Consider the following 23,372-nt stretch of genomic DNA (forward strand, 5'->3'; position numbering starts at 1 on the left):
CAGCGGTGAAGGCGATCGCTGAGCCCTTCGCGGCCCTGTCCGTGCTGTTCCGGCGCGGTGTCGTCGAACCTCAGCACCCCGTCGAGCTGATACGAACCGTGCATGACTCGGGAATCTACGGGCCCTTCGTGACCGTCCTGCGCCACGCGCGGCGCACCCGCGGAGCATCGAATGCGCTGATCGACGAACGCGGCACACTCACCTTCGAACAACTCGACCAGCAGTCCGACGCGCTGGCCCGCGGACTGGCCGCGGCCGGTATCGGCGCGGGAACCGTCGCCGCGCTGCTGTGCCGCGACCATCGCGGCATGATGCTGTCGCTGCTGGCCGCCGGAAAGCTCGGCGTGCGAATCGTGTTGATGAACACCGGATTCGGCGGCCCGCAACTGGCCGCGGTCGCCGAACGCGAGAACGTCGGCGCGATCCTGCTCGACGAGGAATTCCTCGGCCTGCTCGACGAGGTCCCCGCGACCGTCCCCCGCTTCCTCACCTGGGTCGAGGACCCGGACACCGCGTCCGGCGAGATCAGCACGGTCGAGGCCCTGATCGATGCGCATCCCACCGGCACGCTGGCGGCCCCGAAACGTCCGGGCGGCATCGTCATTCTAACCAGCGGAACCACTGGAACGCCCAAAGGCGCTCCGCGCGACAAGGTTTCGCCATTGCAGTCCGCACAGTTCCTCGATCGGATACCGCTGCCACGCGATTCGGTCATGATCGTGGCCGCACCGACCTTCCACGGCACCGGCCTGTCCCAGCTGACCCTCGGCTGGGCGCTGGGCAACGCGATCGTCTGCCGACGGCGACGCTTCGACGCCGAGCGCACCCTCGCCGACATCGCGAAATACGGTGCCGCAGCACTGGTTCTGGTGCCGACCATGCTGCAACGCATCGTCGATCTGGGCGAGGAGGTGCTGTCCCGGTACGACACCTCGACACTGCGCGTCGTGTTCGCCGCCGGATCCTCGCTGTCCCCCGACCTGAGCCGCCGCACCGAACGGATCTTCGGCGAGGTCCTGTACAACCTCTACGCCTCCACCGAGGTCGCCGTGGCCGCGGTGGCCACCCCCGAGGACATGCGTATCGCACCCGGAACCGTCGGGCGGCCGCCGGTGGGTTGCCGGGTCGCGATCTACGACGCGCAGCGGCGCGCGGTCACCGAACCGGGCGTGATCGGCACGATCTTCGTCTCCAGTGGCCTGAGCTTCTCCGGCTACACCGACGGCAGGCACAAGGAGATCGTGGACGGCCTGCTCTGCAGCGGCGATCTGGGCCACTTCGATTCCACCGGAAGGCTTTTCATCGACGGCCGGGAGGACGACATGATCGTCTCGGGCGGCGAGAACGTCTATCCGCTCGAGGTCGAGAATCTGCTCGTGGACCGCCCCGACGTACTCGAGGCCGCCGTAGTGGCCGTCGACGACCACGATTTCGGCAAACGACTGCGCGCATTCGTCGTCCCGGCCCAGGGCACCTCCGGCGACTCGCAGGAGATCATGACCTACGTCAAAACGCATCTGGCCCGGCACAAGGTGCCGCGCGAGGTGATCTTCCTCGAGGAACTGCCGCGCAACGCCACCGGCAAACTGCTGCGCCGCGAGCTCGAACAACTCGACATCGGCTGAGGCGAGCGGTCTCCGACTCCTCTCCCCGCGCCGCATCGCGATCGCCAGGTGATCCGCGACGCTCCGGCGTATTCACCGCACCGAGCCGGGCAAACCGGGTGATACGCTGAATCGAGCGTCGTATCTCAGTACCATTCGGCGAGATCACCGTCGGCAGACATCACATCTCTTGTCGTCTCACTCTTGTCGGCACGGCGTGGATGGAGATCGCGCGGGTAGGAGGAGTCGTGGCACAGGTGGAATCGGGAACGGCCTCGGGCGCGGAACGGCTGATCGCCCGCGCCTACACCGAGGCGCTCGAACAGGTCGACGAGGTCGACGAAATCCGTTTGCGCCTACTGGATTCGGCGTACGACCAGTTCTGCCGGATGGGCATTCAGCGCTCGACCATGGAGGACGTCGCCCGCCGCGCCGAGGTCTCCCGGATCACCGTCTACCGTCGCTTCGCAACCAAGGACACCCTGGTCGAACAGGTGATCCTGCGGGAGTTCCGGCGGTATTTCGACCAATTCCTGCTGGACATCCGCCAGGCGAGCACCGTCGGCGACCGGGTGGTGATGGGCTTCGTCAGCTCGTTGCGGGCCATCCGCAGCAACTCGCTCATCGGCGGTCTGCTGGAAACCGACCCAGACCTGCTGGTCAGCATCCTGATGCGCGACGAGGGACGCACCGTCGCCGCGGTCCGCCAGTTCGTCGCCGGTCAGCTGCGCCGCGAACAGGGTGCGGGCAATATCGGCCCGGCGGTCGACACCGATATGGTCGCCGAACTGATGGTCCGCGTCTGCGCGTCCTTCCTGGCCATCCCGAGCCAGCTCATCGACCTGGACGACGACGCCCAGCTCACCACCCTGGCCCAGCGTTTCCTGGTCCCCATGCTCGAGGCCCGGGACTGACGCCGATCGGGCGCAGGGTGGCGCTACCGCTCGGCGGCGCTCAGACCTTGCGGCCGATCGCACCCCACAGCGAGACCTGCTTGTCATGGCTCGGCGGGTGGTCGATGCCGTCGTTGCGCCACCGGTGGATCACCTCGACGCCGGGCTCGAGCAGTTCCAGTCCGTCGAAGAAGCGGGACACCTCGGCGCGGCTGCGCGGACGCACCGGAATGCCGCGATCGATGTAGACCTGCAGCAACCGCATCATCCCCTCCGGATCCTCCGGCCCCTCGTCGAAATCCGTTGTGACATGCGACATCGCGAGGTACGAGCCGGGCGCGAGCGGTTCCATCAGCGCGTTGACGATCTCGTACACGTCGCCGGGCACGAAGTGCAGCAGCGCCATCAGCGAGACCGCCACCGGCTGGGTCAGATCCAGCGTCTCGGTCAGCTCGGGGGCGGCCAGGATCGCGGCCGGATCAGCGGCGTTGGCCTGAACGTAAGCGGTGCGGCCCTGACCGGTGCTCACCAGCAGTGCCCGTGCGTGCGCCAGCACGATCGGATCGTTGTCGACGTACACCACCCGAGCCTCCGGCGCGCCTTCCTGGGCGACCTGATGCAGATTTGGCTCGGTCGGAATACCGGTGCCGATGTCGAGAAACTGCCGCACACCCTGTCCGACCAGAAAACGCGTGGCGTGCCGCATGAAATCGCGGTTGGTCCGCGCGGTCACCCGGACCGCCGGAAAATCCTGTAGCGCCTGCTCCGCCGCGGCCCGGTCGGCATCGTAGAAATCCTTGCCGCCGAGGAAATAGTCGTACATCCGGGCTGGATGCGCTACGTCGGTGCGCAGGTCGATCGGGCCGTCGGCCACGGCGAACTCCTTGTCAGATCGAATCTTTACGATGGGAGATATACCCCATGCCGATATACTCCATGCGGGCAAGTAGCCCAACGTATTCCGGCATACCGACCCCGCTTCGATGCCTACCGGTCATCCGGCGCGCTCGCCCCGCACTCGCGGACAGTCCCTCCGACCGGAACCATTGCACGCGTGAGGAGTTCATCTCACAGAGGCTCGGCGCACGATCAACTGTCCGGTTGCTCGTGCCCGCAGGCGCGGCGACGGCCGGGCGCGCGTACCGCCGTATCCAGCGTGTCCTCGGGTACGAAATACGGGCTGTGAATGACCGGAATATCCTGGGCTACTGTCCCGTTCGCCCGAGTCTGGGCACGACGCTCGGGATCGACCCCGCCGATTCCGGTGAACCGACACCGCGAGCGGACCGCTCATATCCTGTCCGGCGGTCTGCATATCGATGGTGTGCACATCGTGACCGCGCGCCATCAATCTGCCAGGGGTAGGACAACCCGCCCGCTCGGTGACAGGGAGAGCGGCCATATCGTCCCGCAGCACGACTGCCGGCTCGGCACCGTTGCGCAGCACCCCGATCACACCGGTGCCGCCGATACCTTCGGTAACCGACCAGCGTCGGCACGATCGAACTCCTCCACCTGCCCTGCGGTCGTTCCGAGGCCGCCATTGCCGTCGCACTCCTGCTCATGACGGAGATGTTTCCTGGAGGTGGAGCCGGTGGGCGAAGCGTCGGGACGACCTCTCGCAGGCCAGGTCCGGAGGCATGTCGGCGCCCGGCGGTATGGTTGCCCTCGTGGGTGATGTTGTTGTCGCCGGATCCGGTTTGCCCGATGCGGGCTTGGTGCGCAAATGGCTCGACGAGGCTGCCGATACTCCGGCGGCCCTGCCCGACGAGGGATATGTCGCGCTGCTGGGTGCCGATGGGCCGGAACTGGACGAACTGTGTCGAACTGCCGATCTGCTACGCCACCAGGCCACCGGTGACGTGTTGACCTATGCGGTGAACCGAAACCTGGACACCGCCGCGGTATCCGGCACGAGCGCGCCCGCCCGCGCCCGCCTCACCGCCCTGGTGGTCGAGGCGCGCGAGCTGGGCGCGACCGAGATCTGCATGCAGGGACCGCTTCCGGCCGACAGCGACGACGACTACCTGGCCTTGATCGAGGCCATCGCCCAGGCCGGGCCGATCCACCTGCACGCGTTCCGCGCGCCCGAACTGCTCGACGGCGCCGCACGCCACCAGATGACGCTGCCCGATTTCCTGGCCGCGGCGCGCGAGGCCGGGCTCGGCTCGGTCCCCGGCACTGCCGCGCGCATCCTCGACGACGAGGTGCGTGCCCGTCTGCTCGGCGGCCCGGACCTGCCGGTGCGCACCTGGACGGACGTCATCGAGACCGCCCATCGTGCGGGCCTGTTCTCCACCTCCACGATGGTCTACGGCCACATCGAGACGCCCGCGCAGCAGGTCGCCCATCTCCGGCTGCTCGCCGAGATCCAGGATCGCACCGGCGGTTTCCACGAATTCATCGCGATGCCCTTCACTCCCGGTCCGGTATCGCCCGGCGTCGGCTCCCTGCCCGGACCGTCCTGGCGGCAGACGCGCGCGGTGCATGCGGTGGCCCGTCTGCTGCTGCACGGCCGGATCGCGAACATCCAGGCCGCATGGCCGAAATTCGGCTTCGACGCGGCGGTCGACCTGCTGCGCGGCGGTGCCAACGACCTCGGCGGACTGCTGCTGGACGGCCGCCTCGCCCCCGGATCCTTCGCCGAGGCGGGGCTCACCCTCAGCACACGCGAGGTCGAACAGGCGGCGCAGGCCCTGGGCCGCACCGCGCGGCAGCGCACCACCGGATACGCCGATGTCTGAACTCACCCCGGTCGACGTGCTGATCGTCGGCGCCGGTTTCGCAGGAATCGGCATGGGCGCACAGCTGGCCCGGCGCGGACGCGAATCGTTCGTGATCATCGAACAGGCCGACGATGTCGGCGGCACCTGGCGGGACAACCGCTATCCCGGTGTGGCCTGCGACATTCCGGCCCATCTGTACTCGTTCTCCTTCCTGCCCAATCCGCGCTGGAAGCGCATCTTCGCCGAGGGCGCGGAGATTCACGAGTATCTGCGCACCTGCGTGCGAGAAGAGGGCCTGGAACCGCATCTGCTGCTGAACTGCACTCTGCGCCAAGCACATTGGCGTGAGTCGGACGGCCGGTGGATCGTGCACACCAGTCGCGGCAGCTTCGCGGCCACCACCCTGGTCGCGGCCACCGGACGACTCACCGAACCGAAGATTCCCCAGGTGGAGAATCTGCGCGAATTCCGCGGCAGGCATTGGCATTCCGCGCGCTGGAATCCCCGGGTGTCGCTGGTGGGCAAACGGGTCGGACTGGTGGGGACCGGAGCCTCGGCGATCCAGATCCTGCCGCGGCTGGCCGGAGAGGCCAGCGAGGTCGTGGTCTTCCAGCGTTCGGCGCCCTACGTTCTCCCCCGCGGCGACCGCCTGTACAGCCGCGAGGAAATGTCGCAGTTCGCCGCCGACCCGGCCGCCATCACGACCTTGCGGGACGAATTGTTCGCCGAGGCCGAGCGCAGCATCCCGGCCCGCAAACGGCGGCATCCCGAGATCGACCTGCTGCAGCAACGAGCGCTGGATCACCTGTCGAGCCAGGTACAGGACCCCGAGTTGCGTCGGCAGCTGACGCCCGATTACGAGATCGGCTGCAAGCGAATCCTGTTCTCCGACGACTACTACGCGTCCCTGCAACTCGATCATGTCCGGTTGGAGCCGACCGAGGTGACGCGCGTGACCGAGGATGGCGTCCAGGCCGCGAGCGGAAACGTCTACGACCCCGAGATACTCGTGTTCGCAACGGGTTTCGACACCACTCGGCTACCGATCGCCCGGCAGATCCTGGGCCGGGGAGCCCTACCGCTGGCCGAGCGGTGGAGCAACGGCATGGTCGCGCACGCCTCCACCACCGTCGACGGTTTCCCGAACATGTACGTCCTGGACGGCCCGAACGCCGCGCTGGGGCACAATTCGGCGATCTACGTCATCGAGACGCAGATCGACTACGTGCTGGGCGCTCTGGACCATCTGGCCTCCACCGCCGACACGGTCCTGGAGGTCACCCCCGAGGCAGTGCAATCCTCCACCCGCCGCATCGACGAACTGGCCCGCGACACCGTCTGGACCCGCGGCGGCTGCACGAACTGGTACCGCGACGAACGCACCGGCCGCCTCACGCTGCTGTGGCCGGACTCCGCGACATCGTTCCGCCAGCAGAACGCGACGTTCGACATCACCGCCTACCGCGCGTCGGCGGGCTGAGCCGCACACCGCTCATCGGTGGGCGCGCACGGCGTCCGCCGGCCAGGCGAACGCCGACACCGCGCGGGGTCCCAGCGGGCGACCGTCGATCAGGCTCAGCAGTTCCCAGTACCGTTCGACTCGCGTTTCGGCGACCAGATCCAGCCGTTCGAGTAGTGCCGCGGTATCGGTCGCACCGAAGTCGGCAGGCACGATGCGGTCGAGAACCGCACGGCCGGAATCGGATTCGGGTGCATCCCCTGCTCGACGGCCTGCCCGGCATGTTCGAGTACGAGTGGCCGGATCCGCAGGCCGAAGTCGATCCGATAGTCGGATCCGCCGCTGAGCACCATCTTTCGCATGGTGCGCTCGAATTCGGTGTCCGAGACGAGTTCGGCCAGTTCCAACCAGGCATCCACCTGCGCGGTGGTCAGGTCGTCGGGCAGCCGCGGCGGCGTCTGCCGCATGAATTCCGCGATGACGAGCGCGTCCGGATCCCCGACACCGCTGAACACCCGCTCGACGCTGCACTGCATCGCATGGTCAGCCCGAGCGACCAGTGATCCATTCGGATAGCGCCCCGCAAATCTTCGCGTGGAGCAGCGCGCGCCGATATCGACCGCTACCAAGAGAGTCTGCGGAACCTCGATCGAGTTGCCCTGCCCGAGAACGGGTCCGCACACTGACACATGAGACCGCCGGAATCTGCGACACAACAATCGCTCAGGAGGCCGGATCGCACTTGAACCAGCGCCGCCCCGCCGAGACCAGATATCACCGAATCGGGCCCCTCCTGTTGATGGTTCACCCGCCCGTGCTCCAATCTCCGTCCCCCTCCTCGAGATTGGCTACCCACCTGATGCTGCCCCCGACTGTGACGTCTCGGGACACAGGAAACGGGAGGCACCCTTCTCAGAAATATGGTCCGACCAAATGAGATGCACCCCACTGGACCATCACCGAACAAGGGCGACAAGTTGGTGAGGCGGCACAGCGGTGCGACGCACCCTGTCGCATGCACAGCTCTCGGCCTGCCGCTCGGCCTACTCGCAATTTCAGTCCAACCTATGTAATGTCATTTTTGACGAGAACGTCAAGTTGGTCGGAGTGTGCACGGCGGACTGGCAGCTCCCAACCTGCGCCGAAGCCGCGCTTCTCCTCGCTGCGGCGGCGTGCCTGGGGCTCATCCAGAACCCGCTGCTGCCGATTCCGAGGGATGCGGAACCGCGCCCGCCCTGCACAAGGTCCGGCTTGATCTTCTGATCAGCGCCCGGACACGGAATCGCTCGGCAGATCCCGATCGGAACACATCCAGCGCAGCCGAAGACGATTGTGCACCAGCACCGAATTTGTCGGAATAGTCAGCGACCAACACACTTCCCAAACTGACGTCTACAGAGGCTCATTGACCGCATCCATCACCCACGACCAAGATCCAGGCATCATATTTGACATTTATGTCAAAACGACTCACGATAGAGGGCACTCGAAGGGAGTCTGAAATGACCGATATTCCGTCGGCTCGGCCCACCGGCTGGTTCCAGGTCGCGTGGTCCGCCGACCTCGCGAACGGCGAGGTCAAGGCCCTGCACTACTTCGGTACCGAACTCGTCGCATTCCGGGGAAACGACGGTCGAGTCCGGGTCCTGGATGCTCACTGCCAGCATCTGGGCGCCCATATGGGGCACGGCGGGTGCGTCGTCGACAACGATATTCAGTGCCCCTTCCACGGTTGGATGTGGAACGGCGATGGCCGCAACACACACATCCCCTACCACGACAAGCCGAACCGGGTTCGGCGGGTGCGCGCATGGCCGGTCACCGAGCGCAACGACTCGATCTACATCTGGCACGATTCCGCGGGCAGGCCACCCGGCTGGGAGGTGCCCGAAGCCTTTCCTGCGCTGGGCTCGCATGTGGCGCGCGTCGAGTACTTTCCCCTCACCGCACCGGCTCGCTCGCTCCACGCCAGAGTTCACGTCCACCCACAGGTGATCGCCGAGAACGCCGTCGACCCTTGGCATTTCAGGTTCGTGCACCACACGTCCATTGCCCCGGTCGTGCTCCGCGAGACGGTCGAGGGCGCGAACTGGCAGTCCAAGGTCGGATTCGGCCGCCGGTGGAGCGACGGCGTGGACCGGCCCGAGGACACCTCGAACACGATCGAAATCCTGTGGTCGGGTATCGGCGTGAGTTTCAACGGCGAGGTGACCGCCGAGGGAATCCGTGTCATCGCGATCTGCCCCACACCGGTCGACGACACCACCACGGACATCTTCGCGACGTACTGGATAGACAAGGACAACGGCCGGCACGACGAACGGCTCGCCCAGGCGAAATTGGCCCTGCCGGATGACATCGCCATCTGGGAGCACCAGAAATACATGGATCCTCCGGGTTTGGCCCCCTCCGAGGCCGCCGGCTTCCGGCGGCTGCGCACGTGGGCGACCGACTTCTACCCGGGGACGGCGCACTCCGATCCGGACGCGGCCGTCGCACCGGCATGAGCATGCAACCGATCGCCCGCAGGATGCCGGGCACGAAGGCGGAGAACACCCGCGCGGCGATCCTGGACGCTGCGCGCGAAGCCTTTGCGCAGCGCGGCTACTCCGGCACGTCGATACGGGACATCACCGACGGCGCTTGCGTCGCCCGCGCCGGGTTCTACTACTACTTTCCCGATAAGCGCGCGGTATTCGTCGAACTCGGTACCGCCACCTACCGCGATGCTGTCGATACGGCGTCGTCGTTCGCCGACAGCAGGACGACCGCATCCCTGGCGGGTATCACCGCGTGGACCCAGCGGTACTTCAGCTACCTCGACCGCCACGGCGCCTATCTCATCCGATCCGCCGAGGACGCGCCCGACGACCCGGAATTCCTGGAGGCGGTACGAGTACTTCAGACCCGAATCGCCGCGCTGCTGGGCGGGGAGATCTGCAGACTCGCGAACGAACCGGCGGACTCCGCCGCCGGTTTGGGGCTGGCGATCACGGCCATGATGGAACGCACCTGGTTCCTCACCCATGTCGGAAGCTATCCGCTGCGGCGAAGCGAGGCGGTTTCCGCCATCGCGTCACTTCTTTTCGGCTTGATCGGATCGGCGGCGCACCGGACACGGGAGGAACCGATGCCGACAGGAACCGAACTCACCTCGGCCCGAGCCGGGCGTGAATTCGCCCTGGAGGTGGTCGATGTCGTGCGCGAGACAGCGGATGCGTCCACGATCGTTTTCGCCGGAGACAGCCTGTCCTTCTCGTGGAAGCCCGGGCAGTTCCTCACCGTGCGGGTACCCGTCGGACGGGAGTGGATCGCGCGCTGCTATTCGCTGTGCACATCACCACATGCCGGCGAACCTCCGGCCATCACCGTCAAACGAATCCCGGGTGGCCGCGGATCCGCCTGGATGGTCGAGTCGGTCACCGCCGGTGATGTGATCCGGGGGCTGGTGCCGTCCGGTCGCTTCACCCCGGCCGACCTCGACTCGGACCTGCTCCTGATGGGCGGCGGAAGTGGGATCACCCCGCTCATGTCCATTACGAAGTCCGTATTGCATGCCGGGACGGCAACTGTCGCGATGCTGTACGCGAACCGGAGCGAGGACGAGGTCATCTTCGCCCGCGAACTGGCCGAACTCGCCACACAGTATCCGGATCGTCTCGTCATCCATCACTGGCTGGACTCGGTGCAGGGGTATCCCGACCCGAGTCGGGTCGCGCGAATAGTCACGCCCTATGCCGATCGTGAAGTCTTCATCTGCGGCCCCGGTCCATTCATGGACGCGGCCCGGTCGGCGTTGGATGCGTTGGGCGTCTCGCCGAAACAGGTTCATGTCGAACAGTTCTCATCGCTGTCGACAGACCCGTTCACCGATATCCCGGTACAGGTCGTCACCGACGAGACGGCCGCCACGGTCGAGGTGACCCTGGACGGACGGCAGCACCGAATGGCCTGGCCGAGGTCGGTCAACCTGGTCGATCTGCTGCTCGCCGCCGGAGTCGACGTTCCCTATTCGTGCAAGGCCGGTGAATGCGGTTCCTGCGCAGCGACTCTCGTCAGTGGCCAGGTCGAGATGGAGAGCACCACCGCTCTCGACGCGGCCGATATCGCCGAGGGATACATCCTCGGCTGCCGCGCCTACCCGGCATCGAATGCGATCGGCATCGAGTTCTGAACCTGTCCCGGCGGACGCGGCGGGGCCGCCCACCACACGCGGATCTATATAGATAGATATTTTATCTGATAGTTTCGCCTCTGGCGTGTAGCCGACGCCGCCATCTCGACACAGGAGTACACCATGAACTCATCGTTGCGAACCGGCTCCGACCGATCGGTGGACGTCGCAGCCGTCGCATTGCGCGCAACTCTCGGTCCGATGCTCATTTCCCATGGCTGGAACAAGATCGCCGGCCCCGGCGGCATCGAGGGAACCACCCGCTGGTTCGACTCGCTCGGCTTGCGACCGGCTGCGGCGCACGCCCGGCTGGCCGCCGTCGGCGAAATCATGGCCGGCGCGGGACTGGTTCTGGGACTTGCCAATCCGCTGCCCGCGGCGGCGACGGTCGGCCTCATGTCGGTGGCGGCCGCGACCGATCATCGCGGCAAGGGGTTCTTCGTATTCAAAGGTGGATGGGAATACGTCGGCGTGGTCGCGGGAACCGCCGTAGCCCTCGCGGGTCTCGGCCACGGCAGGTTCTCCATCGACGGCGCCCGAGGCGGCGGCCGGACCGGACTGCGTCCCGCCGCGACCGCCGCCACCCTCGGCGTCACAGCAGCCGGGGTGTTACTGAAGCTGTGCTACCGGCCCGCACCGACAGAGGCCGGTACGGCCGATGCCTGAGCCGAGCCCCGCGCGACCCGGTCACGGCGGTCGGTATTTTTCAGGCAGATAATTATGTTCATCACCCTGATCAACGAGAAGACGCCGCGTTATGCTGTGCCGGTGTTCAAGGCCAAACTCGGTGTCCGAGGCCAAATTTTGTCGATCGCGCTGGTGCCGAGTCTGGCACTGCTACTCGTCGGGCTGTGGATTGCCATCGCTCTGCTGATGCAGGGCAGGCAGGCCGAGAACTGGGCTCACGAGATCGACCGGAATACCGCGCCCGGTATGAACTTCGCCGTCCAAGTGCAGAACGAGCGACGACTCACACTGATGAAGATCGGTGGCGACAGTCAGCACGACGGGGACCTCACTGCTCAGCGCGCACGGGTCGACAGCGCGACCCAAACCATCATTTCCGCGGGTCAACGGCTCAGCAAGCTCGACAGCGTGTTTTCCGGCGCGCTGGGCACGGCCCAATCGATCATCGCCCAGTTGCCATCGGTCCGGCAGCGCGCCGACGCCGGAACAATGACCCCCGACGAGGCCTACGCCTACTTCAACCAGCTCACCCAGGTTGCCGCCGGAGGTATGGAGCTGCTGGCCAAAGCGTCACCGACCTCCGAGACCGCCGCCGAGGAATCCAACGCCGCCAGGCTGTTTCACATTGCCGAAGCGATGTCGAAGGGCAACGCTCTGGCCGCGGCGGCGGTCACGAGCAATAAGTTGTCCGCCGCACAGCTCGTCGAATACAGCCGCCAGGTCGGCTTCTACCACAGCGAGATGACCGATCTCGAGCCGCAGCTGAACCCGCAGGAGCAGGCATCCGCGCATGCTCTCACCACCAGCGACGCCTGGCAGCGACTGGCGATGATGGAAAACGCCATCGTCCAACGCGGCGTGCCCCAGCCCTCGTTCGGGACGAGCACCGGCAAGATCAAGGATACGAGCGAGCCGGCACCGCTGCCTCTGAGCGTCGCCGATTGGCAGGACGCGGCCATCCAGGTCAGCACGGAATTGATCGATCTGTGGCAGGCGCAGAACCATTACGCGCTGCGTTCGGCCACCGATCACGGCCGGACGATCGCCCGCAACTCGCTGCTCGGCGGCGGCGCGGTGCTGCTCGTTTCCGTCGCCGCATTCCTGGTCGCCGCCTGGCTGGCCACCCGCACCATCCGGCGCCTGCGCCGGCTACGTCACGAGACGCTCGCCCTCGCGGACAATCAACTGCCACGGATAACCGAGCGCCTGCGCGCGGGCCGGTCCGTCGATCTCGACACCGACGTCGCCCGGCTCGATTTCGGGGCGGACGAGGTCGGCCAGGTCGCCGACGCGTTCAATCGCGCGCAGGTGGCGGCGGTCACCGCGGCGGTCTCCGAGGCCAGAACCCGGGAAGCGGTCAACGCGCTGTTCCTCAATATCGCCTACCGCAGCCAGTTGGTGATTCACCGTCAGTTGGAGGTGCTCGACCAGGCCGAACGTGAGATGGAGGATCCGGCACAGCTGGAGCTGCTGTTCAAACTCGATCACCTCGCGACGCGCGAGCGCCGCAACGCCGAGAACCTCATCATTCTGGGTGGTGGCCGGCCCGGCCGCCAGTGGCGCAATCCCGTCCCGCTGCTCGATCTGGTCCGCAGCGCGGTCGCCGAGACCGAGGATTATGCTCGCGTCCAGGTCATCGGCGTCCCGGAGGGATCGGTTGCCGGAACCGCGGTCGCCGACCTGATTCACCTGCTGGCCGAACTGGTGGACAACGCGACCTCCTTCTCCCCGCCCGGCTCCAAGGTAGAGATCACCGGCAACGCCGTGGGGAAGGGGCTCGTGCTCGAGGTCTCCGACCAAGGGCTGGGCATGACGCCTGCGGACATTCAGCGAGTGAACGAAACTCTTTCCAACCCACCGGATTTCAGCCTGACCAACTTGTCGGATGATTCCCGGCTCGGATTGTTCGTGGTCGGGTTGCTGGCGGCTCGGCACAACGTCTCGGTGCGCCTGGCCGAATCACATTACGGCGGTATTCGAGCCATCGTGGTCGTCCCGACCGAGCTGATCTCCGCGGCGGCAACGGCGGGTGATCACCGGCCCGCCGACGATTCCCGGACCGCCATGGATGTTCCGGCGCCCCGGGTCGGGGCTCCCCCGCCGCCGCCGGAGCCGGAGTATCAGTCGGCATCGGTCGACCGTGACACGGCGACCTGGTCGGCACCGGAGGCCGCGCGAGCCACGGAGCAGACCGCGACGACGCCGTCCTTCTGGAACCCGGTTCCCGTCGAGACGCAAGGCGGTGACAAGCCACCGCTGCCCCGCCGTCGCCGCCAGCAGAGCCTGGCGCCGGAGCTGGCCCAAGCGCCGCCTCCGCCCGCCTCGCGAGGCGGCGACACGAACCTAGCGCAGCAACCCCGGTCCGCTGAACAAGCCCGAAATCTGATCGCGGCCATCGAGACCGGCACGCGCCAAGGCCGCCGGATGCGACCCGAAACCACCACCTACGAACACGAAGGCCCCCGATGACGACCTCCGCTCACAACCTGGACTGGCTCCTGGACGACCTCGTCGCGCACATTCCCGGCGTCCGGCACGCTGTTGTGCTGTCCACGGATGGTCTGCTACTCGGTCGTTCCAGCGTCATGCCCGTCGAGGACGCGGAACACTTCGCCGCCATGGCGGCCACCCTGCAGGGGCTGGCGCGCAGCGCCGGACACCGCTTCGCCGGCGGTAACGTCCGCCAGACGGTGATCGAGCTCGACCACGCCGTCATGTTCGCCACCTCGGCGGGTCCCAACGCCTGTCTGGCGCTACTCACCGACGAGACCGCCAATATGGGAATGGTCGCCTACGAGATAAACCAGACGGTGCACCGCGTGGGCACGTACCTTTCGACTGCGCCCCGCCAGGGCTTCGGTTATTTCGACAACGCAGACTCATGACCGGTCCGCATGTCTCCTGGTACGAGGAGGAGGCCGGTCCGCTCGTGCGCTCCTACGCCCTCACGCGCGGGCGCACGCACAATCCGCGAGCCGATCTGGATATGATCACCCTCGTCCTGGCTGTCGACACGACTGCCGAACTGCGCCGCCGCGAGCCCGAGTACCGCGACATCATGCGCTTGTGCCAAGCGCCGCAGTCGGTCGCCGAAGTCTCGGCCGCTCTGCGACTTCCGCTGATGGTGACGAAGATCCTGCTCAGTGATCTGCTCGCCGACGGCCACCTCATCTGCCGGTCCGCCTCCCCTGTCACCGACACCGGACTGCACAGTCTCGACCTTCTACGAACGGTATTGGATGGCATCCGCAACCTTTGACCCCAACGACCAGCCCGGCCTCGCCGCCTCGGTGAAGATCCTCATCGCGGGTGGCTTCGGTGTCGGCAAAACCACCACGGTCGCTGCCGTCAGCGAGATCACCCCGTTGCGGACCGAGGAGGTCGTCACCGAACAGTCGCGCGGCACCGATGATCTGTCCGGGGTCGAGTCGAAGATGACCACGACCGTGGCCATGGACTTCGGGCGCATCACCATTTCGCCCGATCTGGTTCTGTACATATTCGGAACTCCCGGGCAGGACCGATTCTGGTTCATGTGGGACGAATTGGTGCTCGGCGCCCTGGGAGCAGTCGTGCTGGCCGATCCCCGCCGGCTCGAGAGCAGCTTTGCCGCTGTCGACTTCTTCGAACGTCGCGAACTTCCGTTCGTCGTCGGCGTCAACTGCTTCGACGGCGCACCGCGTTACACGCCCGAGGAGGTGCGTTACGCCCTCGACCTCGCCGATCACGTGCCTGTCACGCTCTGCGACGTGCGCCATCGCGAGTCCGCCAAAGCCGTGCTGGTGACACTCATGGAATACCTCGTCGAGCGCACCGCGCGGCACATCGGCTCCGGGCACCCCCGGGAGATCGACCAGGCCGCGCGGCCGCGGTGACGACCGCCGACCCGGGGCCCGGCTAGACCGGCAGCTCCCCGGCCGGAGCCCTCAGCACCAAGCCCACCAGCTGGGAGCGCGAGGGCACCGGGCGGGCGGAGTGCAGGTTCTGATACCAGTAGGGACTGTTCGCTCCCGGCATCGGCAGTTCCAGCGTGCCGGTGTCCAGGGCGGTCACGCCCGCTCGTCGCAACCTACGGCGTTCCGATTCGGCCACGGGCCGATCGGGTGTGACGAACATCAGCCACTGCCCGGGCCGGTATTCGAAGACGGGTACCGTCCACCCTCTGGACCTCGCCGCCGATTCGACCTCGCGGCCGATGCCGGACGGCATGTCCAGGGCGCAGACCTGACGTCCCAGTTCGATCATCAGCCGCATGGCGCCGGTCCGTACCGAGGGGGACCACCTACTGGTCCACATTGATGCCACGTCCATGTCAGCACACCCGCCTGTCGAATTCGGCCCATCGACGCACCTCGGGTGGCACGGCAGCGCAACGATGCGCGGCCGCATACCGACAGACTCGATCCATACAGTATAATAGGTGCATTCAATAAACTGTATAGATTCGTCGCATCCACCCGAGAGTGGTCGGCAGCTCACCAGTTGGGCGCCGAAGTAGTTGCGCCGCAAGGAATGTGAGGACACACGATGACCTTCGTAGTGACGCAAAGATGCTGCAACGATGCCAGCTGCCTGTCGGAGTGTCCAGTCGATTGCATCCGGCCCCGGCCCGAGGATCCGGATTTCACCACCGCGGAAATGCTCTACATCGACCCGCAAACCTGCATCGACTGCGGCGCATGTGCCGATGCCTGCCCGGTCGACGCGATCTACTCCGAGGACGAGCTGCCCGAGGCCCTGCAGCGGTACACCGAGATCAACGCCGGCTATTTCGAGCGGCACCCGCTGGACGCGAAGATGATCCAGCCGGCGCCGCCCGGCCGGGTGGCGAAGGAACTCGGGACGCTGCGCGTCGCGATCGTCGGAGCGGGTCCCGCGGCGGCCTATGCCGCCGAGGAATTGCTCCGGCGCGCCGATGTCGAGGTCGAGATGATCGATCGGCTACCCGCACCGCACGGACTCGTCCGGGCGGGCGTCGCCCCGGATCACGCGGGCACGAAAGCGATCACCTCGATGTTCGAAGCCACGGCTCGGCACGGGAATTTCCGATACCTGCTCAATGTCGAAGCGGGCAAACATATTTCGCATGCAGAGTTGATGAACCACCACCACGCCGTGATCTACGCGGTGGGCGCGGCGGCCGATCGCAGTCTCGGCATCCCCGGGGAATCGCTGCCCGGAAGCCATTCCGCCGGAGAGTTCGTGGCCTGGTACAACGGACATCCCGATTACGCCGACCGCGTATTCGATCTGTCCGGTGACAGCGCGGTCATCGTCGGCAACGGGAACGTGGCGATCGATATCGCTCGCGTGCTGACGCTCGACCCGGATGAGCTCGCCCGGACCGATATCGCCGACCACGCGCTGGCCGCCCTGCGCGAGAGCAAGATCCGCGAGGTGATCCTGCTGGGGCGGCGCGGCCCGGTCCAGGCCGCTTATACCTCGCCGGAATTCCTTGCCCTGCAACGGTTACCGGGAGTGGACGTCATCATCGACGAGTCCGAGCTCGATCCGGCCGGCCGAGCCGCACTGGACGATCCGGATGCCGAGCCGTCGACCATCCTGAAGGTCGAGCTCGCCCGCGAGTACTCGCAGCGGCCACAGGATCCGGCCCACAAACGGATCGTGTTCCGGTATCTCGTCTCGCCGGTGGAGGTGCTGGGTACCAACCGCGTCGAGGGGCTCACCATCGTGCACAACGAACTCGTCGAATCCGATGGCGATCTCGTTCCCCGGCCGACGGATCACACCGAGAAGATCCCGACGTCGCTGGTCCTGCGTTCGGTCGGTTACCGCGGGCGACCGGTGCCGGATCTGCCCTTCGACGAGTCCCGGCATATCGTGCCGAACGACCGGGGGCGAGTGCGGGCCGCCGACGGAACCCTCGTACCCGGCGTATACGTGACAGGCTGGATCAAACGCGGTCCGCGCGGTGTGATCGGCACCAACAAAACCTGCGCCCAGGAAACCGTGGCCGGTCTGCTGGAGGATTTCGCCGCGGGCAAGCTACCGGCCCCCGAGCACGACCGGCAGGCCCTGCACGCGCTGCTGGCCGAGCGCCAGCCCGACCTCATCGACGGCGCCGGCTGGCGAGCCATCGACGCCGCCGAACGCGAACGCGGCAAACAGACCGGCCGTCCCCGAGTCAAGTTCGTCTCCGTTGCCGACACGCTGGCCGCATCTCATGGGCTACGACCAGCGTGAACGCATTTAGATGAGATTATTTATCTATTTTTCGCATCCAACCTCCAAAGTGTGATCAGTTTAATCATCTATCGGATAGCATCAGCCTTCCGGCAGGGGTACGTGCGTGCTGTATCCGTGCATCCACCCGGCCGCACGGCCTTGCCGCCGGGGCACTGTCGAATCGGCTCGCGTGATGCTTTCGTGCGTGCCCGGTTGCAGGTCACGCTATCACCTAATAGATAGATGATTCATCGTTTTGAGCTATATAATGCGCCGTCGTGATCAGGCCGGAGAGACCCCCGATCGCCGCAGTGTCACGCGATAGGTGTAGTGCTCGGGCAGGAACTGGCTGACCGACAATTCCACCGGCGCACCACCGGCATCGGAATACAGCCGATCCACGCGCAACATCGGATGTCCCGGTGCGCAGCCGAGTTCGGCGGCAGTGCCCGGCATGGCCGCCGCCACGGTGATCGATTGCGCGGCCTCCACGATCGGACTGTCCAGATGCGGTTCCAGCAGTCCGATCACGGTGTAGGGACTCGACGCCACCATCCGCCGGCCCGGCAGCGTCGGCGACCAGCCGGGCGATCCGCTCGGGCAGATGAACCCTCGTGCAGACGAACGGCACCCCGTCGCGCAGACGAACGAAGACCACCGTGAACACCACGTCGGTGTCGAGCCGGAGCCGGCTGGCCGCGCTCGACGAGGCCGCCCGGCACGGCGCCGGCGTGGCCCGGCTCGGCGACCGCATGCTGGACGAAGCCGTCGCGATCGCGGCCCGGCGAGTGAAGGCGAATCTGTTCTACCGCGGACTGCGCCTGCACCGACCACCTCGACCGCACGGTGCTCGATTTTCACCGGTGCGCGATGCTGCCGCTGAGCGAAAACCCCGATCCCGCCCGGATCGTGCCCCACGACGACCTGTCACGCATCGGTACCGACGCGGCAGAGGTTCGGACCGCACCCGAGCAGTGGGACCCGCGCGCGTTCCGCGCGGCGGTGCCGGGCGCCCACTTCGATCCGGCGCTGGCCGGACGGAGCTGGCGCTCCAGCGGTGACGTCGTCTCGAACGCACCCGAATACTCCCGCCTGAGCGTGAACATCGCCGCGACACACCATGATCACCGGGTCGGCGAACAGAGCAGGCTGGTCTGCGGCGGGCATGCCATCGGCATCGCGCTGGCGCAGGCCACCCGGGCACTGCCCAACCTCGTCACGATGCCGGGCTGGCAGTCGTGTGATCACACCGGCCCGGTGCACAAGGGCGACACCCTGTCCAGCGAGCTCACCGTGGAGGGCGCGAGGGCGCTGGGCGATACCGGCGGGGTGTTGCGGCTGCGCTCGCGGGCGTTCTCCCACGACAGCGCATCCACGGACCGGCAGGTGCTGGACTGGCGGTTCACCGCACACCGCACTACCGACCTAACAGGTACAACATGGCATAATCATTTATATGATTTTGTTCTTCGCGTGTGCCGAAGGGGACAACCTGTGATCAATCCGCCTGTAGTCGTGGCCGACACCGAAGAGCAGCAGTCGCTTGTGGAAACGATCGCGCAGCTGCTCGGCCGCCGCTGGGGTTCCGGCTCCGCGCACAAGCTCATTCAGGACCCGGATCGGGTCAGCGAGGTCTCGCTGTGGTCCGAGCTCGCGGACACGGGCGTCGCGGGGCTGCCGATCCCCGAATCTCAGGGCGGATCCGGTGGCAGCTGGGCCGATTTCGCCGTGGCCGCCGAAGCATTGGGCGCGGCAGTGACGCCGACGCCGATCGTCGCCGTCGGGGGTGCGCTCGGCGCGTTGAGCGCACCGAATGTCGCGGGCGGCGAACTACTGGCGCAGATCGCCTCGGGCCGCGCCGTCCCGGCCGTCGCATGGACCGAGCACACCGGAATGCCTGGCGTCGCAGGGCAATTCGAGGCCGTGGCCGGTGACCGCGACGCCCGTGTGCTGGTATCGGGCACCGCGGAGTCGATCCTGACACCGGAAGCCGACGTCGTCCTGGCGCTCGCGGACGGCGAGTCCGGCCCACTGCTGGTCGCGGTGGCCACCGATCAGCAGGCGGTGCGGATCGAGCGGGCCCAGAGCCTGGACCTGCTGCGCCCGCTCGGCACCCTGAACCTGCAGCGGGCAGCGGGCACCGTCCTGGCCACCGGTGACGACGCGGTGACAGCGATCCGGCACAGCCTGGTCACCGCGGGACTGGCCCTGGCCGGCGACCTGACCGGCGTCGCCGGCCACTGCCTGTGGGCCGCAGTCGATTACGCGTCCACCCGCGAACAATTCGGCAAACCGATCGGCGCATTCCAGGCCGTCAAGCACAAGTGTGCCGACATGCTGGTTCATGTCGAACTGGCGCGAGCCACCACCCGCGAGGTCGCCGGGCTGCTGGATTCCGGCGCGCCCGCCGCCGCCCTGGATCAGGCGGTCGCCTTGGCGCTGCTCGAATCCATCACCGCCGCACAGCATGTCACTGCCGACTACATCCAGGTGCTGGCCGGGGTCGGCTTCACCTGGGAGCACGAAGCGCACCTCTACTATCGCCGGGCGGGTGCCGCGGCACCGCTGTTCGGCGGCGTGAGCGCCGCCCGCGAGCGCCTCGACCCCACCCGGGACGCGGCCGCGTCGACCGTGGCCGCCGAGATCACCCCCGGCAGCCCTGCCGCCGAACTCGCCGCCGCCGTCGAATCGCTGTTACCGCTGCATCATGAGCAATGGAGTGCCGACGATTCGTTCCCGGCCCGGCTGTCCTGGCAGCAGCGCTTGCACCAGGCCGGCTGGATCGCACCGCAGTGGCCGCAGGAATTCGGCGGACGCGGGCTCTCCATCGTCGATCAGGTCGCCTGTGACCAGGTCCTGGCCGGCTCGCGCGCACCCATGCTGGCCGGAGTCCTGGGCGTGAACAACGTGGCGCCGACCCTGATGCACTACGGCACCGCGGAGCAGCGCGAACATCTGGCCGCCATCCAGGCCGGTACCGAGGTGTGGTGTCAGGGCTTCTCCGAGCCCGGCTCGGGTAGTGATCTGGCGAGCCTGCGCACCCGGGCGACGCTGGACGGCGACGAATTCGTCATCAACGGCCAGAAGATCTGGACCTCGGAGGGTATGGAGGGCACGCACTGCCTGCTGCTGGTCCGCACCGACCCGCAGGCGCCCCCGCACAAGGGGATCTCGGCCCTGCTGGTCCCGATGGATACCCCCGGAATCACCCGCCGCCCGATCACCCAGATCACCGGGGAGGGCGGATTCGCCGAGGTGTTCTTCGATGACGTCCGGGTGCCGCGCAGTGCGTTGCTGGGCCCCTTGCACGAGGGGTGGAAGGTCACCATGACCACACTCGGCTTCGAACGCGCCGGAGTGATCATGATGGCCGGGCGTCTGGAACAGACCGTCCTGGATCTGGTCAACACCCTGGCCGGCCACGACCTGCCCGCGCACGCCCGCGCCGAACTCACCGACCGACTGAGCGAGGCCCGCGCGGTCGGGCTGCTGGGCAAGCGAGCACTCGGCCGGATCGCTGCCGGTGGTGCGCCGGGCGCCGAACATTCGGTGATCAAACTGGTCTGGAGTACCACGATGCAGGCGATCGGCGACACCCATCTGCGGGTGCTCGGTCCGGCCGCGATCACCTCGGCCACCGGCGCCGCCGCACAGCACGACTACCTGATGTCGCGCTCGGCCACGATCGCCGGCGGCACCACCGAGATCATGCGCAACATCCTCGCCGAGCGTGTGCTCGGCATGCCGAAATAGGCACGCGCACAACAACATCGGAAAACCCGGAGAAACGAGGAGAAGCGGTGTCTGATCGGTTGCGAGTCGGGATCGTCGGCGTCGGATGGGGTGTGCACGTGCAGGTGCCCGCATTCCGCGCGGTTCCCGAATTCGAGGTGGTGGCGTTGTGTGCCCGCACCGGGGCCAGCGTCGAGAAGGCCGGCGCCCGTACCGGAATCACGGATCTGAGCACCGATTGGCCCGCTTTCGTCCGGCGTCCCGACCTCGACGTCATCTCCATCGCGACGCCGACGGTGGCCCACCACGATCAGGTCCTCGCCGCTATCGAGGCCGGAAAGCATGTGCTGTGCGAGAAACCGCTGGCGCTCACCGATGACGACGCGCACGATATGCTCACCCGCGCCGAGGACAGGGGTGTCGCCCATGCCGTGTGCTTCGAGGACCGCTGGTCGCCGGAGAAGTACGCGGCGCGCCGGCTGATCTCCGGCGGTTACCTCGGCACACCGTATTCGGCGCGGGTGAGCGCGCGGGTGGACTACTGGCATCCGGCTCATCCGCTGCAATCGGAGTGGATGTACCGCAGCGCCGACGGCGGCGGTTATCTGCTCGGCCTGGGCGCCCATGACCTGGACTACCTGTGCTGGCTGTTCGGAGAGCCGATCGCGGTGTGCGCCGACGTGCGCACCACCGTGCCGACCCGGCAGCGGCCCGACGGCACGGTGCTCGAGATCGATGCCGACGACACTGCCGCGCTGCTGATCCGTTTCGCATCGGGGATCGTGGCCACGCACACGCTGACCGCGATGGGCCTGCACGCGGGGGCCTCCTACCACCTCGACATCACCGGTAGTGCCGGTGCGGTGGCGATCGAAGGCACGCTGTTCGAGCGCACCCTGCTGGCCGGTACCGCGCAAGAGTCCGGATTGAGCGCCACACTGGGCTCGACCCGCATCCCGCGCTCGGGCGCGCTGTCCTTCGAGGGCGGTGCGCGCAACGGCGCGGCGCGGCAATTGGCGCTGCTGCTCGAGGATTGGCTTCCGGCCTTCGACGGCAAGCCGACCCCGGACGTGCCCGGCCTCGCGGACGGATTGCGGGTCCAGCGCATCATCACCGCCGCCCGGCGCAGTTCGGCGGGCGCGGGATGGGTCGAACTGTGAACGACGGGCGAATCATAAATACGCACAACAGTATTCGAAGTCACCAGAGCCGAAGGTAGGCACGGTCCGCTCGGCGGCTGTATGCGCCGAGCGGACCGCTCACCGGGCCAGCGCCCGTGCGGCACCGGCCGTGACGGGAGCTACGACTGTCCGGGCAGTAACCGCACGAACAGGGCCTCGGCCGTCGCGCAGAGATGCTCCCCGTCGAGCAGCCGGCCGTTGACGAACGTCTTCCGGTTCTCGACCCGCTCGATCGTCGCCTCGACGCGCAGCGGCCGGTTGATCGGCGTGACGCGGCGGTAGTCGACCTTGAGATACGCTGTGCGCGAGCCGGTTTGGGCCCTCATACCGACGAATATGCCCAGCAGGTCATCGAAGAGCAGCGGGATCTGGCCGCCGTGGACCGCGCCGTTCCCGCCCAGGTGCGCGTCGGTGAACTGGGCAACCGCTACCAGCTGTGCCGCGCCGATCTCGGTGATGACATACGGAATCAGCGCCGGATGCGTCACCTCCGGGGTGGGCCGCTGATGTGCCGGACGGTCCTGTTCCGGCACTCGGTAGCGATCCAACTCGGCTGCGGTACGGTCGAATTCACGAACCAACCGGCCGATGACGTCCGGCGGCGGGGCCGCCGCACACACGGCGGCCTGCAACCTGCGGAAGGTCTCGGTCAGTTCGGCGTATTGCGATGTAGTGCGCTCGGCAGTATCGGGGAGTTGCGAAACCATCAGCGGCTCTTACCGATTCGGCC

General features: G+C 66.9%; 18 protein-coding genes and 1 pseudogene. 14 read left to right on the forward strand and 5 right to left on the reverse strand.

The annotated features are described in order from the left end of the window. Positions 1-5 precede the first annotated feature (5 nt). The gene (locus ON40_RS39165; protein ID WP_040830501.1) at positions 6-1,625 is read left to right on the forward strand and encodes an acyl-CoA synthetase; all 1,620 of its coding nucleotides are present in this window, start codon (positions 6-8) and stop codon (positions 1,623-1,625) included. Between the two features lie 227 nt (positions 1,626-1,852). After that, a complete protein-coding gene (locus ON40_RS39170) occupies positions 1,853-2,518 on the forward strand; it encodes a TetR/AcrR family transcriptional regulator (RefSeq protein WP_245568189.1) in 666 nt (221 codons plus the stop codon). 40 nt (positions 2,519-2,558) lie between these two features. Here ON40_RS39170 and ON40_RS39175 read toward each other — a convergent pair whose 3' ends face one another. Further along, positions 2,559-3,371: an SAM-dependent methyltransferase gene (locus ON40_RS39175; RefSeq protein WP_245568190.1), complete on the reverse strand. Its 813-nt coding sequence runs from the start codon at positions 3,369-3,371 to the stop codon at positions 2,559-2,561. 796 nt (positions 3,372-4,167) lie between these two features. Between ON40_RS39175 and ON40_RS39180 the strand changes: the two genes are divergently transcribed. Both ON40_RS39180 and ON40_RS39185 read left to right on the forward strand, forming a co-directional pair. Beyond that, positions 4,168-5,241 carry an FO synthase gene (locus ON40_RS39180; RefSeq protein WP_218008949.1) on the forward strand — a complete coding sequence of 358 codons (1,074 nt, stop codon included), beginning with the start codon at positions 4,168-4,170 and terminating at the stop codon, positions 5,239-5,241. Further along, positions 5,234-6,703, forward strand: coding sequence for a flavin-containing monooxygenase (locus tag ON40_RS39185; RefSeq protein WP_040830502.1), 1,470 nt, complete (start codon positions 5,234-5,236; stop codon positions 6,701-6,703). Before ON40_RS39180 ends, ON40_RS39185 begins: the two co-directional genes overlap by 8 nt. A gap of 95 nt (positions 6,704-6,798) precedes the next feature. Here ON40_RS39185 and ON40_RS39190 read toward each other — a convergent pair whose 3' ends face one another. Continuing rightward, entirely contained in the window at positions 6,799-7,218 is a 420-nt protein-coding gene (locus tag ON40_RS39190; RefSeq protein ID WP_051194257.1) for a hypothetical protein, read from the reverse strand. Between the two features lie 966 nt (positions 7,219-8,184). Between ON40_RS39190 and ON40_RS39200 the strand changes: the two genes are divergently transcribed. From ON40_RS39200 to ON40_RS39230, 7 genes are all read left to right on the forward strand, one after another. Beyond that, the gene (locus tag ON40_RS39200) at positions 8,185-9,189 is read left to right on the forward strand and encodes a Rieske 2Fe-2S domain-containing protein (protein WP_040830504.1); all 1,005 of its coding nucleotides are present in this window, start codon (positions 8,185-8,187) and stop codon (positions 9,187-9,189) included. Further along, a complete protein-coding gene (locus ON40_RS55835; protein WP_083896255.1) occupies positions 9,186-10,856 on the forward strand; it encodes a TetR family transcriptional regulator in 1,671 nt (556 codons plus the stop codon). The genes ON40_RS39200 and ON40_RS55835 overlap by 4 nt, the downstream gene beginning before the upstream one ends. 123 nt (positions 10,857-10,979) lie before the next feature. Further along, positions 10,980-11,522: a DoxX family protein gene (locus ON40_RS39210; protein WP_040830505.1), complete on the forward strand. Its 543-nt coding sequence runs from the start codon at positions 10,980-10,982 to the stop codon at positions 11,520-11,522. 54 nt (positions 11,523-11,576) lie between these two features. Further along, the gene (locus tag ON40_RS39215) at positions 11,577-14,012 is read left to right on the forward strand and encodes a sensor histidine kinase (protein ID WP_051194258.1); all 2,436 of its coding nucleotides are present in this window, start codon (positions 11,577-11,579) and stop codon (positions 14,010-14,012) included. Then, a complete protein-coding gene (locus ON40_RS39220) occupies positions 14,009-14,428 on the forward strand; it encodes a roadblock/LC7 domain-containing protein (protein WP_040830506.1) in 420 nt (139 codons plus the stop codon). Before ON40_RS39215 ends, ON40_RS39220 begins: the two co-directional genes overlap by 4 nt. Beyond that, positions 14,425-14,802 carry a DUF742 domain-containing protein gene (locus ON40_RS39225; protein ID WP_040830507.1) on the forward strand — a complete coding sequence of 126 codons (378 nt, stop codon included), beginning with the start codon at positions 14,425-14,427 and terminating at the stop codon, positions 14,800-14,802. Before ON40_RS39220 ends, ON40_RS39225 begins: the two co-directional genes overlap by 4 nt. Then, positions 14,783-15,418: a GTP-binding protein gene (locus ON40_RS39230; protein ID WP_051194259.1), complete on the forward strand. Its 636-nt coding sequence runs from the start codon at positions 14,783-14,785 to the stop codon at positions 15,416-15,418. The genes ON40_RS39225 and ON40_RS39230 overlap by 20 nt, the downstream gene beginning before the upstream one ends. A 22-nt stretch (positions 15,419-15,440) precedes the next feature. Here ON40_RS39230 and ON40_RS39235 read toward each other — a convergent pair whose 3' ends face one another. Then, positions 15,441-15,854 carry a hypothetical protein gene (locus ON40_RS39235; protein WP_157186724.1) on the reverse strand — a complete coding sequence of 138 codons (414 nt, stop codon included), beginning with the start codon at positions 15,852-15,854 and terminating at the stop codon, positions 15,441-15,443. A 216-nt stretch (positions 15,855-16,070) separates the two neighbouring features. Between ON40_RS39235 and ON40_RS39240 the strand changes: the two genes are divergently transcribed. Then, the gene (locus ON40_RS39240) at positions 16,071-17,747 is read left to right on the forward strand and encodes an FAD-dependent oxidoreductase (protein WP_040830510.1); all 1,677 of its coding nucleotides are present in this window, start codon (positions 16,071-16,073) and stop codon (positions 17,745-17,747) included. 264 nt (positions 17,748-18,011) lie between these two features. Here ON40_RS39240 and ON40_RS39245 read toward each other — a convergent pair. After that, positions 18,012-18,447, reverse strand: a pseudogene (locus tag ON40_RS39245) (UTRA domain-containing protein); the annotation flags it as partial. 152 nt (positions 18,448-18,599) lie between these two features. Between ON40_RS39245 and ON40_RS39250 the strand changes: the two are divergent. Together ON40_RS39250 and ON40_RS39255 are read left to right on the forward strand one after the other, a co-directional pair. Beyond that, positions 18,600-21,482, forward strand: a complete 2,883-nt coding sequence (locus ON40_RS39250; protein ID WP_218008950.1) for an acyl-CoA dehydrogenase family protein — start codon at positions 18,600-18,602, stop codon at positions 21,480-21,482. Between the two features lie 47 nt (positions 21,483-21,529). Next, the gene (locus ON40_RS39255; RefSeq protein ID WP_085997874.1) at positions 21,530-22,621 is read left to right on the forward strand and encodes a Gfo/Idh/MocA family protein; all 1,092 of its coding nucleotides are present in this window, start codon (positions 21,530-21,532) and stop codon (positions 22,619-22,621) included. Positions 22,622-22,761: 140 nt separating this feature from the next. Here ON40_RS39255 and ON40_RS39260 read toward each other — a convergent pair whose 3' ends face one another. After that, a complete protein-coding gene (locus tag ON40_RS39260) occupies positions 22,762-23,349 on the reverse strand; it encodes a PaaI family thioesterase (protein WP_040830511.1) in 588 nt (195 codons plus the stop codon). Positions 23,350-23,372: the final 23 nt, after the last annotated feature.

Source organism: Nocardia jiangxiensis NBRC 101359 (assembly GCF_000308615.1).
GTDB lineage: Bacteria > Actinomycetota > Actinomycetes > Mycobacteriales > Mycobacteriaceae > Nocardia > Nocardia jiangxiensis.